Here is a 14,634-nt window from a genome sequence, read left to right on the forward strand (position 1 = left end):
CCGCCATGACCGATGTACGCAACATGCGCCTCCATACAAGGCCCAATCAGTCTGCCGACAGCGCCGAGGCAAATCGCTGGAGCTTCGCCCTGGAATCGGCGGGTCTGGGCGTATGGGATTCCAATCTTGTCACCGGCCAGTGCTACTATTCCTCCACCTGGAAAAGGATGCTCGGCTACCGGGAGGACGAACTTGGTGACAGCGGCGATCTTTGGCTGACGCTTATTCATCCGGACGACAAGCAGCGCGCCATCGAGAGTGGACAGCGGCATATTGCGGGCGAAATTCCGCAGATCGAAACGGAGTTCCGGCTGCGCCACAAGGACGGCCATTGGGTCTGGGTGCTCGATCGCGGCCGCGTGGTTGAGTGGGATGCGGACGGAAAGCCTACCCGCATGATAGGCGTTCAGACGGATATTACCGACCAGAAGAATGCCGAACATCAGCTGGCGCTGCTGAACCAGCGCGTTGAACTGGCGCTGGACGCGGGCCAGATTGGCCTGTGGCATTTCAACATCGAGACCGAAACAGTGCTTTGGGACCGGCGGATGCGCGAAATATTCGGCATCGGGTCGGGCACCGACGAGGTCCCTCGCGCCACCTGGCACCGTCTCCTGCATCCGGAAGACGCGGCGATAGCGGAACAGGCGGTCGAGGCGACCTTCAAGACCGGTATTCCCATGAAGACGAGCTATCGCATCGTCAAGCCCGACGGCGAGGTGCGCCACGTATATGCTCTTGCCCGCCTCGTTAAGCGCGAAGGCATGCCGGAGATGCTGATGGGCAGCATCTGGGATATTACCGAGCAGGTCCACAGCGCCGAGGCACTGGCGCGCGAGAAGGACCTTTATCGCGTCACGCTGCAATCGATCGGCGACGCGGTGCTGACAACGAATGTCGACGATATCATCACCTTTGCCAACCCTGCCGCTGAACGGCTGTTGCTGCGATCTGCCAGCGAACTGATCGGCGCCCCGGTGAGCGGCGCCCTTCGCCTCGTTGACGAAGTTAGCGACCATGTTTTGACGTCGTCGACGATGCGAGCGATGGAGAACAGATCGACGGTCGATCGCGTCGAAAACGCGGTCGTCGTCCGAAGCGATGGCGAACGCCGCTCGATACGTGACCTTGCATCGCCGATTTTCAATTCAGCCGGCGCGGTCACCGGCTCGGTGCTCGTCGTTCAGGACGTCACCAACGCGCGCAATTTGCAACGTGAACTCTCGCACGCGGCGACCCACGATACCTTGACCGGGCTTCTCAATCGGCGTGCATTCGAAGTGGCCACCGCCTCCATACTTGCCAGCCCCGACCGGCGACACGCGCTGCTCTACATCGACCTTGACCGCTTCAAGATGGTGAACGACACCCTCGGCCACGCGGCTGGCGATGCGCTGCTGAAGCTTGCAACTGCGAGCATGAACAGCGTTCTCCCGCATGACGCCGTCATCGGCCGTCTGGGCGGTGATGAGTTCGCCGCGGTCCTGCCCTCGGCCAACCCCGAGGACACAAAGGCAATAGCCGAGCGCCTGATCGAAGAGATCCGCAAGGTGCGCCTCGAATGGGACGGGAAACTGCAGGAAATCGGCGCGAGTGTCGGTATCGCATTTCTCGACGACCCCAACCTCACACTTAACGAGGCAGTCGCGCGGGCGGACGCTGCCTGCTACGCTGCCAAGGCGGAAGGGCGCAACCGCACAGCGATTTACGATGAAAACACTGGCGCAGCGAAGGAGAACCTCGCAAGCGTCCAGGCTGCATCGGGCATTCTCGAGGCGCTGGCGGAAGGACGGCTGGAAATCTACGGCCAGGAGATCAGGGAGATTTCCGATACGACCGAAAATACGGTCTACATCGAAATCCTGTCGCGAATGCGCGCTCCGGACGGCACGTTGATTGCCCCGGCGGAGTTCATCCCGGCGGCGGAGCGCTTCGGCCTGATGGGTATCGTTGACCGCTGGATCATCGAACACACGCTGGAGCAATATGGCGAGCGGCTGATGGCCACCGATAAGGTTGCGATCGCGCTCAACCTTTCAGCCAACACGATCAGCGATCCGACTCTGTGGTCGTTCATCAAGACGACCACGGAACGTACAAACGTCTCGCCCTCGCGGCTGATCTTCGAGATCACGGAAACGACGGCCGTCAACAATTACGAGGCGGCCGAAAATTTCGTCAAGGAAGCCCGGGCTGCTGGCTGCCGCATCAGTCTCGACGATTTTGGCGCGGGCCTCAGTTCCTTCGGCTACCTGCACCACTTCGATGTCGACAGCATCAAGATCGATGGTGCCTTCATCGAAAAGCTCTCAAACAGCCGGCTCAATCAAGCGGTCGTCCGGTCGATCGGCAGCGTTGCGCGCGAACTCGGCGTCGATGTGGTTGCCGAGCATATCGAAGACACCGGCGCTGTCGGCATCTTGCGCTCGCTCGGCATCGGCTTTGGACAGGGCTTCCTGTTCCACCGCCCGCAACCACTCGGAAACTTGCTGCAGGATCTCGACGTCCGTGAAGCAAACTCGTAGTTATCGCTTCGATTGGGAAGGGAACTGACTGATGATCTCGCCAACAATGTCGTCGGTCGTTGCGAACTGATCCGTATCGAGCACCCTGCAGCCATGCTCCCTGACAAGTTCGGTGGTCTTCTGGTCGAAGAGGATGGTTCGCTCCAGAAAACTTGCAATCATCGCGCGGCTTCGTTCGTCGGCATTCTGGTAACCGCTGCTTTCATGGATGCGCGACCTCAACGTCTCCGCGCTTGCCGTCAGCCAGACGGCGCCGATTTCCTTCAGGCGGTGACCCGCCGTGATAAACGGCCAGAGAGCGGAGCCTTCGAGCACGGTCCTCTCGTCATTGGCGCCCTTGAGTATCGACCAGATAAATTCCGCAACGAGCGGCGACATGCGCCTGTGATGAAGGATCACAGACTCCAGTAATTCGTCGGCTTGCAAATTGAGGTAGTGTTCCGAAACGTGGTTCGGGACCTTTTCCTTCCGCTTGGGCCATGGCCTGCCTGGATGTTTGGCGAGGCTGTCGGTTGAAACGCAGCGCCAGCCAAGCTTGCCCGCAAGCACATCCCCAATGGTTGATTTGCCCACATTGGATGATCCGCCCAATAGAATGACCTTGAGCTTGGCGTCTATGCGTTTGGTCAATGAGTTTCCCCTACCCCACAAAAGCTTCGAACAGTGTTTATCGCAGTACAGTTTTTATCAATTGAAACAGCTCTAATATAAGGGTGCCCAATAACACAATTCAACTTTAGAGTGAAAAATTCAACCCATAGGTGCACCGTTACACCTTGATAGATTCCTTGATCCTCACCATGCCGATCAATTCATTTACCGTAGCGATCACAAAGCGCAAGGCAACCATGACTGTAGCCGTCTTCATATAGAAAGTCTTAATCGCTATAACGCAACTGTTGCAGGTGCCGCACTCGCAGTTTCAAATTGAGCTCAACATGTCAAATACGCCTGCGCGCAGTGTATCCAGCGCGAAGACACGCCAACTTGCCGATCTGGTAGCCGAAATGATCGCGTCCCTTGGTCGGCGCGATGATGCCGAAACCGCGTCGCGCATAAAGGCAGAGCTTGATGCCATGGAGTCGCGCATCCGCCAGCAGGCAGCCGCGCTCGCTCACAGCCAAAGAATATTCGATCAATCGGCGGCGGCAGCCCGGATCGGCATCTGGGAGTGCAGCCTTCCCGATGAAACGCTGCGTTGGACCGACGTCGTCTACGATATCTTTGATCTGCCACGGGGCTCGCCGCTCGATCGAAACGAGATCATGTCGTTCTATTCTGCGGAATCCGCGCGCGAACTCATTCGGCGCCGCAGCCGCGCCGTCGAAGAGCATAGCGGATTCACCATGGAAGCCGAAATCGTCACGGCAAAGGGCAATCACCGCTGGATGCGCATTACCGCTACCGTGGAATGCTCCGACAATGAGCCCGTGCGCATCTTTGGCATGAAGCAGGACATCACCGAGCAAAAGCTGCTCCTCGATCAGACCCGCTATCTCGCCGAATACGATCCGATGACCGGCCTTGCCAACCGGACCCAATTCCAGGCGAAACTTGCGCAGATGTGCAAGCAACATGGCGAGATGACCGATGCGGGTGCGTTGCTCCTGATCGATCTCGACGGTTTCAAGAAAGTCAATGACACGCTCGGGCACGCGGTCGGTGACGATTGTCTGAAGGAAGTGGCACACCGCCTGGCACATGCTTGCCGCGCCGCCGAGATCGTCGCACGTATCGGCGGCGACGAGTTCGCCGTTCTTACAAAGCCATCGCAAGGCAGGGATGCGCCCGAGGACCTTGCACGCATTATCGTCGAAGCGCTGAGCCAGCCGATCGAGCATGATGGAAGGACGCTGCGACTTGGTGCCTCGGTCGGCATCGCCCTCGTCGATGCGGGCTTACCATCGGACGTGTTCAAGCGGGCAGATATCGCGCTCTACGCAGCAAAGGCTGCTGGCCGCAACCGATTCCAACGGTTCGAACCGCCGCACGATCTCAGCGCGTGATCAGCAATCATTGCTGTCGAAGGCATGCTGTTCCCGTGAAGCGCACGGGTGTGCTCGGCCAGCCACGGGATCGGGTATCGAATACCAACGAAGCCGCTGACCGTCGCCTCCATAGTTGAACGCTCGGCGGGACAAGAGCGCGCCCATCCCATTGGGTTGAAGCGATTGCATAGAGCCAAAGAAACGGGCAGCATGCCATTTCCTGGCGGTGCAAGGGGCGACAGCGCAATTGCCGTCGATGCGCTGCCAGGGAGGGCTGGCAAATGCGGTCATGACACGCGCGCAGCAATTGGGGGTAATTATCGGCCTTGCCTTCGTGGCGGTGCTCACCATCCTCCGGGCCGGTGATCCACCCATCCTGAAGCTTGCCCGCGACGTCACCTTCGATGAATATCAACGCATCCTGCCGCGCGCCTTCGAGCCCATGCCGGTGAAGGTGATCGATATCGATGAGGCATCACTGCTAGAATACGGACAATGGCCCTGGCCGCGCGACCGGATCGCTGCCCTTGTCGACAAACTGAACGATCTTGGCGCCTCGGCCATCGCCTTCGATATTCTTTTTGCCGAGCCGGATCGCCTGTCTCCGAGCAACGTGGTTCGCGATGTGAAGGGTATCGATCCCGCGCTCCTCGGCAAGTTTCCCGACAATGATGCGATTTTCGCCAACGCCGTTCTGGGAAAGCCGGTCGTGTTGGGCTTTGGACTGTCGAATGAAGGAAGCTACCGCCCGCCCGTGAAGGCGGGATTTGCGTTTACCGGAGAAAGCCCATTCGGCGCCCCACCCCGTATCAAGTCGGCGACGCCGCTGCGACCGCAACTTGAGGCAAACGCCGCCGGCCTTGGCCATATCAGCCTCAATCCCGGCAGTTCCACATCGGTCGTGCGGACGGTTCCGCTGTTTCTGAGCGACGGCGAGCAGCTTTACCCCAACCTTGCTATCGAGGCGCTTCGCGTCGCACAGGGCGCCTCGACCTATGTTCTCGCCGATGCGCCCGATGTCCCCGACACGATAACACAGGTGAAGATCGGCGAGTTTGCGGTGCCCGTCACCGCCGCAGGTGAATTGTGGCTCTATGTTACCCCAGACCGAGCCGAACGTTATATCTCGGCTCGGCGCGTACTTGGCGCGGAAGGCAACTCGCCCGAACTCGCCTCCGCCATCGAAGGCAGTATCGTCTTCGTTGGAACATCAGCGGCGGGGTTGCAGGATATTCGCGCCACCGCGCTCGGACAAAATGTTCCGGGCGTTTCGCTGCATGCGCAGACGGTCGAACAGATTCTATCCGGCAAATTCCTGTCACGGCCGGATTGGGCCAACGGCCTCGAGATCCTTGCCGTCGCCGTCGGCGGTACCTTCCTTGTCCTTGTCACAACCTTCATCAGTCCCGCCTTTGCACTCGCCTGCGGCTTGCTGATCACCGCGCTCGGCCTCGCCGCATCGTGGCTCGCCTTCTACTATGCTGGACTGCTGTTTGACCCTCTCGCCCCGATCGTCGGCTGGTCGGTCACGCATTTCGGGGCGACGGCATTCCGCTTTCTGGTGACTGATCGAGAACGGCGGGAGGTTCGCAAGGCCTTCGGTCACTATCTGTCGCCCTCACTGCTTTATCGCATCGAGCACACGCGCAATGCCTTGCAGCTTGGCGGCGATGATCGCGAACTCACGGTCATGTTCGTAGATGTGCGGAATTTCACCGAAATCAGCGAGCGGCTCGAACCGACCGCTCTCGTCGGCTTCCTGAATACGCTTCTCGATGCCTTGAGCCAGCATGTCATTGCCAATGAGGGAACACTCGACAAGTTCATCGGCGACTCGATCATGGCGTTCTGGAATGCACCCGTCGATGTCGCCGACCATGGCCGCAAGGCAGTGCAGGCGGCGCTTGGCATGCGCGAGACACTCGTTAAGCTCAACGCCCGCGACGCCTTTGGATTCGGCGAGGGACAACCCGTAGGCATCGGCATCGGCATTCACACCGGCATCGCCTGCGTCGGCAATATGGGGGCCGAGGCACGGTTCAATTATTCGGCGGTCGGCGATGCCGTCAATGTCGCGGCGCGTATCGAATCGTCGTGCAAGGATGTGGGCTTCGATATTCTCGTGTCCAACAACACCGCGCGTCTCCTGCCGGACTACGCATTGCTGGAGGTCGGCGACCTTGCGCTAAAGGGCAAGAGCACGCGGACGAAACTCTTTGCCGTGGTCGGTAATGAGCAAGTCTCGACGTCGGCGAAATTCGCCGAATTGCAGGCCATTCACCGCCAACTGATTGAGGCAATGCGCGCGCAGTCGACAACCAGCCGCAGAATGGTCAATGCCGCCAAGTCGAAAGCCGCGGATTTGGGCGTTGGGCTGCCGGAATTTTACGGCCGCATAACACGCAGATCCCAACATTATCTCGATGAGCCGAGGCGCAAAGGCAACGGCCATTCAAGATAGCCGGTGCCGGCGAGAACAGTTCGACTAACGTTGGTGTCGACCGCCACCATCCCAGCCGCCACGGCCCCTGCGATCGCCGTCATGATGATCGTCGTCGCGATCATGGTCATGGCGATCATGTTTGCCGTGATGATGTCCCTTGTCAGGCTTATCCGGCTTGTCTGGCTTGCCGGGATCGTCCGGCTTATCCGGCACAGTTGGCGTATCAGGCGGTTCCGACTGCGGCGTCGGAGCAGCCGGTGGGCTCGGCGGTGCCGGCGGGTCCGGGTCGTTCTGTGCCACCGGCGTCGGCGCCGGTGGAGCGGGAGCCGCCGGCGCCGGTCGCTCGGGCCTGTTTCTTTCGGGTGCGGTCTGGGCAGGATCCGACACTGCCTTGGAAAGCCCGCAACCGGTTACAAATCTTCCGAAGCCGGTCGAAAGTTGCTGATTGCCGGACAGGAACGGCAGGGCGCGGTTATTGCCCAGCGTCTTGAAGATGCTCTGGTTGACGCGGCCGGGGTTCGTCATACGGCCATTGGGTTTCGCGACAACGCAGTCGCAGCGCTTCGTCAGTTGCCGGCATCCACCCGGGCCGCAAAATCCGACAGCACCGCTAAGCAGCACGACGGCAGTGGTGCCATCGCGATCGATATAGAAGTCGAACGCCGTGCCGCGTACGCCAATCGTGCCGGCGGGCGTGAGTATCTCATAAGCGGACGATTTCGAGCTGCCGCTGATCCAGCGGAATGTCCCTTTTGCGGCCTTGATGGAGAGCCTCTTGACGGTGTCGGAATCGTCGAAGACGAATTTGTCGAGGGTAACGGACGAGCCCCACCCAACCGCAAGCTTGGTGCCGTCCTTGAACACGAACTGGCCGAGGCCGTCCGGGGACGTGCTGATCTTCTCGTTGCGATGTACGGGATCGGTAACGGCCAACGTCCCGCCCGCGCCGGTTACTTCGGTCTTGATCCGGACCGCTTCGCCAATTGCTTCAGCAGCAACAACAGGCCTCGGGCTAAACAGCGAGAGGCTCAACGCCACGATCGCGGCACCACGCATCCACGTCATGGCACCCCCTTCACCAAAGGCGGAAGGTTACCATGTCACCCCGTCAAGAGTCGTGTCATCCCTTTGGGTTAAGTCAGATGTTTGGGCGAACGCGCTTTTCGCCCACTATTTGGCTTCGGCCATCGGCGCCTTGGCTGGCTGCTTGCGCGCTGAGCGCCACTCCTCGAAACGCTGCATAATGACGAAGAATGATGGCACGAACAGCACTGCAAGGCAGGTCGAAGCGATCATGCCGCTGAACACGGTTATGCCGATCGATTTGCGCGCACTGGCGCCGGCACCCGTCGCCACGACGAGCGGCGCCACGCCGAGAATAAAGGCAAACGATGTCATGAGGATAGGCCGGAAGCGGGACCTCGCCGCTTCGATTGCGGATTCTGTAATCGACTTCCCTGAGGCCCGCAATTCCCGCGCCATTTCGACAATCAGGATGGCATTTTTAGCGGAAAGCGCGATGAGCAGGATCAAGCCGATTTGGACATAGAGATTGATGGGCGTGTTCGCGCCAAGCAGTACTCCAACCGGTCCGACGAGCGACATCGGGGCCGCGAGCAGGACGGAAACCGGCGCGATCCAGCTCTCATATTGGCCGGCCAGAACGAGATACACCAAAAGGAGGGCAAGCGCGAAGACCAGATACATCTGGTTGCCGACAATCTTTTCCTGGAATGAGAGCGCGGTCCAATCGAAACCGAAGCCCGGCGGCATGGTCTTCTCGGCAATCTGTTCCATAAGGTGCATTGCCTGTCCCGAGGAAAAGTTGGCTTCGGGAACGCCCGTGATCGAGGCAGACGGATAAAGGTTATAGAGGCTGATCAGGGAAGGACCGACGCTTGGCGTAATGGTCAGGACAGTGCCGAGCGGGATCATGTCGCCATTCTTGTTGCGCACGGTGAGATTGTTGATGTCGTCTGGCGCCAGGCGGAACTGTGCATCGCCCTGGACATAGATCTGGAAGACGCGGCCGAATTTGTTGAACTGGTCGACATAGCTGGAGCCGAGATAGCTCGCGAGCGTATCGAACACCTGATCGGCGGTGAGAAGCAGCGTCTCCACCTTCTCGCGATTGATCTGGACATCGTATTGCGGCACGGTCGCCCGGAACGGCGCGCTTGCACGCTGGATGCCGGATTGCGCTTCCGCAGCAGCGACCATGGTATTCGTGACGCTCTGCAATTTTGCGAGATCGAAGCTCCCGTCACGGACTTCGACCTGCATCGTAAAACCGCCCGCATTGCCGATGCCCTGGATCGGCGGCGGCGGCAGCACGATGATGCGGGCCTCGGAATTCGCGGCGAGGCTTGCATTCAGCTTTTGGTAGAGCGATCCAAGATCTTCACCCTTCCCGCGCTGGCTCCAATCGTTGAGCATAATGTAGGCGAGGCCGGCATTGGCGAGGGTGGAACTATTGTCGAGGGCTGACATGCCGGCAATGGTGATGACCTGTTTCACCCCTGGCGTTTCCTTTGCGACCTTGCCGACATCCTCCAGAACCTTTTGCGTCCGCCCCAGCGCCGCGCCATCAGGAAGCTGGACCGCTGCCAGCAGATAGCCCTGGTCCTCGATGGGCAGGAAGCTCGTCGAGGCGCGCGTCAGGCCGTAACCCGCCGCGCCGATGATCGCCAAAGCGATGATTGCCATGAGTCCGGCGCGGCTGACCATTGATCCGATCAGCCGGATATAGGCGTTTTCGACGCGCTGGTAGACGGCGTTGAAGCCGCGATAGAACACATTGCGCTTTTCCATCGGTACGGTCGGCCGCAGCCACAGGGCGCATTGGGTCGGCTTGAGGGTTACGGCATTGATCGCGCTGATCAACGCCGTCGCCGCGATAACCAGCGCGAATTGCGAGAAGATCTGTCCGGTGATGCCGGGCAGGAACGAAGCGGGCAGGAACACCGCCATCAGCACGAGGGTAATGCCGACGATCGGTCCGAAAAGCAGATCCATGGCACTGATCGCCGCATCGTGCCCCGACATGCCCTGCTCGATATTGTGGGCAGCGCCTTCGACAACCACGATGGCGTCATCGACCACAATCCCGATGGCAAGCACGATCGCGAACAGTGTCGACAGGTTGACGGAAAATCCCATGGCCGCCATCGCCGCGAAGGCGCCGATGATCGTGACCGGAACGGTCGTTGCCGGCACGAGCATGGCGCGCCAATCCTGCAGAAAGACGAGAATGACGATCAGCACCAGCAGCGCCGCCTCAAACAGCGTCTTGTAGACCTCGTTGATCGCCTGGCTGACGAATGTGGTGGTATCAAACGGTATCGAATAGGTGACGCCTTGCGGGAATTCGGCGGCGAGCGCCTTCATGCGATCGCTGACAAGCTTGGCGACATTCAGCGCGTTGGCGCCGGGTGACAGAAAGATTGCGAGGCCCGCGGCCTGCTTGCCGTCGAGCTTGAAGTACTGACCATAGGTCTGCGCACCGAGTTCGACGCGGCCGATATCGCGAACGCGCGTGAAGTCCCCATTGGTGCCGGTCTTGACGATGACGGCGCCGAACTGCTCGGGATCGCTGAGGCGGCTTTCAACATTGATCGTATATTGAAACGACTGGTCCGCCGGCACCGGCGGGATGCCGACCTGCCCTGCGGTCACCTGCGTGCTTTGCTGTTGCAGCGCCTGGATGACATCTTGCGCGGTCAGGCTGCGTGCACGCATCTTGTTGGCGTCGAGCCAGATGCGCATGGAGTACTGGCCCGCACCGAAGACGCTCACATTGCCGACGCCGGGCACACGCGCGAGCTCGTCCTTAAGACGGATCGTGGCATAGTTGCTGAGATAGAGACTGTCGAAGCGATCGTCAGGCGACGTCAGGGTTACAATTTCAAGGATCGACGTCGATTTCTTCTGTACGTTTACACCCTGTACCTGCACCGACTGCGGCAGAGCGGCAAGCGCCGCCGAAACCCGGTTCTGCACCAGAACCTGCGCCGCATCGAGATCGGTGCCGATCGCAAAGGTGACCGTCAGCGTATAGCTGCCATCGGACGCGGAATAGGACTGCATGTAGAGCATACCCTCGACGCCGTTGACCTGCTGTTCAATGGGCAGCGCCACCGTATCGATCAGGGTACGGGCGCTGGCGCCGGGATAGCGGGTCGTCACTTGCACAGTTGGCGGCACGACGTTGGGATATTGCGCAATCGGCAGCCGGTAGAGCGACACGAACCCGATGACCACCATGAGAATGGCGATGACATTGGCAAGGACCGGACGCTCGATGAAAAATTTGGAGATCATTGCGTCACGCCGTCAGCAGCAGTGGCGGTGAGAACAGTCATATGCGGTTCGATCTTCTGGCCGGGAATGGCCGTCAACAGGCCGGAGACAACGACGCGGTCATCGGCGGTGACGCCGGAACTGACGACACGCAATTCGCCGACAAGCTGGCCGAGCTGAACCGTGCGCTGTTCTACGATATCGTCCTTGCCTGCAATAAGCACATAACGCCCGCTTTGATCGCTGCCGACGGCGCGGTCGGGTACGAGCAGCCTGTCCGGCTCCTCGAAAAGCGGCACGCGCACGCGCACGAAATAGCCTGGCAGCAATTGCCGATTTTCATTGTCAAACACACCGCGGACGGCAAGCTGGCCCGTATTCGCCGTTATTATCGGAGCGGCGTAGTCGAGGGCTCCGACGTGAGGGTAGCCCTTCTCGGTTTGCAGGCCGATCTCGACCGGTATCTTCTTCAGATCCTGCGTCGTCACTCCGCGCTTCTGCATTGTCGCGCGAACACGCAAGACCTCCTTTTCGCTGACGTTGAAGTCGACATAAATCGGGTTGAACTGCACGATGCTCGCGAGGGTCGATACATTATTGGGGCCAACAAGTTCGCCCACCGAAACGAGCCTCGCGGTGACGACACCATCGAAGGGCGCCTTGACCTGCGTATAGCTCAGATTGAGTTCGGCTTGCTGAATGCTGGCTGTCGCCTGCTGCTGGGCGGCAATATTGGCGTCACGGGCGGCTTCGGCTTTTTCGAGATCCTGCTGGGTGGCGAAGGTTTTGGCGACGAGGGCCTTCTGGCGCTCAAATTCTGCTTGGGATTGCTTCAGCGCCGCGTCGGCGGATGCCTTGGCAGCGTTCGCTTGATCGAGCGCCAGCTGGTAAGGCTCCGGTTCGATGACAAAAAGCACCGTCCCGGCCTTCACCGCATCGCCATCCCGGTAGTTGATCGATTGGATGAACCCCTGAACGCGGGCGACCAGAGCCGTCGAATTGATGGAGGCCGTGGTGCCGGTCGTTTCAAGATAGGGCGTCACATTTTGCTTGACCGGTAGGGCCACATCAACTTTTGGCGGCGGCGGCGGCTCGTAGGTATTCTGTTCGCTGCAGGCGGCGAGTGCGAAAGCGCCGGTAAGCAAAGCAGCGGAGAGGACCATTCTCTTGCGGGGCACGGCTCTCAAAATGGCCGCAAATATTGAATTTGGGTCTCCGCCCAGCTGTCTTTGCGGGCGATATGCATTGTCGTCGCGCCTGCGGGCATGCAACCCTAATAGACCTGCCATCAAACTCCCCGATTGACGTTGGTTGCAGGGAAATCCAGTCGGATGCTACGTTATTCCGCAATCGGAGGATAGATCTTCAGCGGCATATTTTGGGAGGTTGTGATGCGGTTGGTCTTTGGTTTACTTGCGATCGGCATTGGACTTTCCGGCGGCATGGCAGCGGCACAGACAGCTGCCGAGCGGGAAGCATGCATGCCGGACTATCAGAAATACTGTAGCGGCGTAGCGCCTGGTGGTGGACGTATTTTCGAGTGCCTAGCAAAGCAGTTGGACCAACTATCGCCGGCCTGCAAGAAGGTTGTCGAGGCGCACGCACCCAAATAAGGCAATGATCCTGGCAACCACCCTATGCAGGCGTCTTCATGGTTTCCTGCTGACGGTGCCATTTGGACTGCAAAAGGAACCAGAAGTCCGGCATGATGCCGAAGGAGCGTTCGATCCGAAGGGCGATGTCGTAGGTTATGGGATGCCGTCCCGCGATGATGGCATCAAGCGTGGTTGCGGGCAGGTCCGCTCGGTCGGCAAAGTCTTCCACGGACAGGCCGCGGGATTGGATGCACTCAAGGAGATGCTGGCCCGGGTGAATTGCCCAATGCGGCGTCCATCGATTTGCTGATGTGTTCATCTTGCTTGCCGATCTGTCTCGCATCACCTGTGTCTCGAATCATAGTTGCGCTGCATGTCAGGCGAGTGAAAAAATCGTGGCGCGAAAGCGGCAGTTCGACTTCGCCGATCAATAACGCGTGACCCTACTTTGCCGGCCCCATACCAAAGATATTGGAGCCGGTGATTGTTCAGCGCCAATGGGCCGTGCTAGATTTCGCTCCAATCCAACGCCGGGCCACGCGTCGCCTGTAAGCAATCGCGTTGGTTTCAACCGTCATCGGACTGGGAGAACGACAATGGGCCTACGTATCAATGATACCGCACCGGATTTTACCGCTGACACGACGCAGGGCGAGATCCATTTTCATGACTGGATCAAGGATAGCTACGCCGTGCTGTTCAGCCATCCCAAGAATTTTACGCCGGTCTGCACGACGGAACTCGGCTACATGGCTGGCCTTGCTCCTGAATTTGCCAAGCGCAACGCCAAGATCATCGGTATTTCTGTCGATCCTGTCGAAAGCCACGCCAAGTGGAAGGCTGACATCAAGTCGGCGACGGGCCACGAGGTCGACTATCCGTTAATCGGCGATAAGGAGCTCAAGGTCGCGAAGCTCTACGACATGTTGCCGGCTGAAGCAGGCGATACATCCGAAGGCCGCACGCCAGCAGACAATGCAACCGTGCGCTCCGTATTCGTGATCGGACCGGACAAGAAGATCAAACTGACCATTACCTATCCGATGACGACCGGCCGGAACTTCGACGAGATCCTGCGCGCGATCGACAGTATCCAGCTGACAGCCAAGCACAAGGTGGCGACGCCGGCGCAGTGGCAACAGGGAGAAGACGTGATCATCACGGCCGCCGTTTCGGACGAAGAGGCGAAGGAGCGCTTCGGTGAGTTCGAACGGGTTCTGCCCTACCTGCGCAAGACAAAGCAGCCGCAGGCTTAAAACCCTCTGGGAAAACAGTTCATCGCCGCCAGTGCCTCGGCGCCGGCGGCGATTGCTTGTCAGGCTGTCTCGGGCGGAATGACACCCTTGGTGAGCATAAAGCACCCGTAGAAGCGGGTCTCCCCGGTGGTAATCACGCAATAGGCCTTCTTTGCTTCCTCGTAGAAGGCAAAGCGCTCGATGCCATACATGGGCGAGGCCTTGCCTTCCGCCGCATCGACCTCAGCTTGCACTTCACGCTGGACCGGCGGCACTTCGCCCGGCGCACCCATGACTTCCATGCGACCGACCGACGGCTGAATCGGCGTATCCAGCGGCATCACCGACAAAATAGCCTTTATCGCGCGAGCAGCGGAAACATTGTCGATACGCAGGAGCTTGCCCAACGTCGTTTGCCGAGCGATGGCGTCGGAGGGAAAGTTTGTATCTGAAATCACCAGCGTGTCGGCGTGACCCATGGACCGCAACGCGTGGAGAACGTCCGCATTGAGCGCCGGGTCGATATTCTTGAGCATGAAATTCCTCCAG

Annotated in this window: 11 protein-coding genes; 5 read left to right on the top strand and 6 right to left on the bottom strand. The window is 59.4% G+C overall.

Annotated features, from left to right (window positions below; translation table 11 throughout):
* The first annotated feature begins 5 nt into the window (after positions 1-5).
* Entirely contained in the window at positions 6-2,525 is a 2,520-nt protein-coding gene (locus tag BR48_RS25080) for an EAL domain-containing protein (RefSeq protein ID WP_051615271.1), read from the top strand.
* On the opposite strand, the gene BR48_RS0119945 is transcribed toward BR48_RS25080, so the two are convergent.
* The gene (locus BR48_RS0119945; protein WP_027232928.1) at positions 2,526-3,155 is read right to left on the bottom strand and encodes a hypothetical protein; all 630 of its coding nucleotides are present in this window, start codon (positions 3,153-3,155) and stop codon (positions 2,526-2,528) included.
* Positions 3,156-3,463: 308 nt separating this feature from the next.
* Between BR48_RS0119945 and BR48_RS25085 the strand changes: the two genes are divergently transcribed.
* Together BR48_RS25085 and BR48_RS0119960 are read left to right on the top strand one after the other, a co-directional pair.
* Positions 3,464-4,531: a diguanylate cyclase gene (locus BR48_RS25085; protein ID WP_081815962.1), complete on the top strand. Its 1,068-nt coding sequence runs from the start codon at positions 3,464-3,466 to the stop codon at positions 4,529-4,531.
* A gap of 271 nt (positions 4,532-4,802) precedes the next feature.
* Positions 4,803-6,974, top strand: a complete 2,172-nt coding sequence (locus tag BR48_RS0119960) for an adenylate/guanylate cyclase domain-containing protein (RefSeq protein WP_027232929.1) — start codon at positions 4,803-4,805, stop codon at positions 6,972-6,974.
* 24 nt (positions 6,975-6,998) lie between these two features.
* Here BR48_RS0119960 and BR48_RS0119965 read toward each other — a convergent pair whose 3' ends face one another.
* From BR48_RS0119965 to BR48_RS25090, 3 genes are all read right to left on the bottom strand, one after another.
* The gene (locus BR48_RS0119965) at positions 6,999-8,021 is read right to left on the bottom strand and encodes a FecR domain-containing protein (protein ID WP_027232930.1); all 1,023 of its coding nucleotides are present in this window, start codon (positions 8,019-8,021) and stop codon (positions 6,999-7,001) included.
* A gap of 105 nt (positions 8,022-8,126) precedes the next feature.
* Positions 8,127-11,276 (bottom strand): efflux RND transporter permease subunit, encoded by a 3,150-nt coding sequence (locus tag BR48_RS0119970; protein WP_027232931.1) that lies wholly within the window; start codon positions 11,274-11,276, stop codon positions 8,127-8,129.
* Positions 11,273-12,418, bottom strand: coding sequence for an efflux RND transporter periplasmic adaptor subunit (locus tag BR48_RS25090; protein WP_036815042.1), 1,146 nt, complete (start codon positions 12,416-12,418; stop codon positions 11,273-11,275). Before BR48_RS25090 ends, BR48_RS0119970 begins: the two co-directional genes overlap by 4 nt.
* Before the next feature lie 228 nt (positions 12,419-12,646).
* On the opposite strand from BR48_RS25090, the gene BR48_RS25965 reads away from it, so the two are divergent.
* Positions 12,647-12,868, top strand: coding sequence for a cysteine rich repeat-containing protein (locus tag BR48_RS25965; protein ID WP_081815964.1), 222 nt, complete (start codon positions 12,647-12,649; stop codon positions 12,866-12,868).
* A 22-nt stretch (positions 12,869-12,890) separates the two neighbouring features.
* On the opposite strand, the gene BR48_RS0119985 is transcribed toward BR48_RS25965, so the two are convergent.
* Positions 12,891-13,169 carry a HigA family addiction module antitoxin gene (locus BR48_RS0119985; RefSeq protein WP_051615273.1) on the bottom strand — a complete coding sequence of 93 codons (279 nt, stop codon included), beginning with the start codon at positions 13,167-13,169 and terminating at the stop codon, positions 12,891-12,893.
* Between the two features lie 277 nt (positions 13,170-13,446).
* Here BR48_RS0119985 and BR48_RS0119990 point away from each other — a divergent pair, with 277 nt between their 5' ends.
* Complete coding sequence (locus BR48_RS0119990; protein ID WP_027232933.1) at positions 13,447-14,106, top strand: peroxiredoxin; 660 nt, start codon at positions 13,447-13,449, stop codon at positions 14,104-14,106.
* Between the two features lie 59 nt (positions 14,107-14,165).
* Here the strand turns inward: BR48_RS0119990 and BR48_RS0119995 are convergent, their stop codons facing one another.
* Positions 14,166-14,621, bottom strand: coding sequence for an RbsD/FucU family protein (locus BR48_RS0119995; protein ID WP_027232934.1), 456 nt, complete (start codon positions 14,619-14,621; stop codon positions 14,166-14,168).
* Between the last annotated feature and the right edge of the window lie 13 nt (positions 14,622-14,634).

It is taken from the genome of Phyllobacterium sp. UNC302MFCol5.2, assembly GCF_000686005.1.
Taxonomy (GTDB): Bacteria; Pseudomonadota; Alphaproteobacteria; order Rhizobiales; family Rhizobiaceae; genus Phyllobacterium; species Phyllobacterium pellucidum.

Coding starts and splice junctions, on each gene's coding strand:
- BR48_RS25085 (WP_081815962.1), top strand. CDS start 3,464: ATGTCAAATACGCCTGCGCGCAGTGTATCCAGCGCGAAGACACGCCAA.
- BR48_RS25090 (WP_036815042.1), bottom strand. CDS start 12,418: ATGGTCCTCTCCGCTGCTTTGCTTACCGGCGCTTTCGCACTCGCCGCC.
- BR48_RS0119995 (WP_027232934.1), bottom strand. CDS start 14,621: ATGCTCAAGAATATCGACCCGGCGCTCAATGCGGACGTTCTCCACGCG.
- BR48_RS0119990 (WP_027232933.1), top strand. CDS start 13,447: ATGGGCCTACGTATCAATGATACCGCACCGGATTTTACCGCTGACACG.
- BR48_RS25965 (WP_081815964.1), top strand. CDS start 12,647: ATGCGGTTGGTCTTTGGTTTACTTGCGATCGGCATTGGACTTTCCGGC.
- BR48_RS0119985 (WP_051615273.1), bottom strand. CDS start 13,169: ATGAACACATCAGCAAATCGATGGACGCCGCATTGGGCAATTCACCCG.
- BR48_RS0119970 (WP_027232931.1), bottom strand. CDS start 11,276: ATGATCTCCAAATTTTTCATCGAGCGTCCGGTCCTTGCCAATGTCATC.
- BR48_RS25080 (WP_051615271.1), top strand. CDS start 6: ATGACCGATGTACGCAACATGCGCCTCCATACAAGGCCCAATCAGTCT.
- BR48_RS0119965 (WP_027232930.1), bottom strand. CDS start 8,021: ATGACGTGGATGCGTGGTGCCGCGATCGTGGCGTTGAGCCTCTCGCTG.
- BR48_RS0119960 (WP_027232929.1), top strand. CDS start 4,803: ATGACACGCGCGCAGCAATTGGGGGTAATTATCGGCCTTGCCTTCGTG.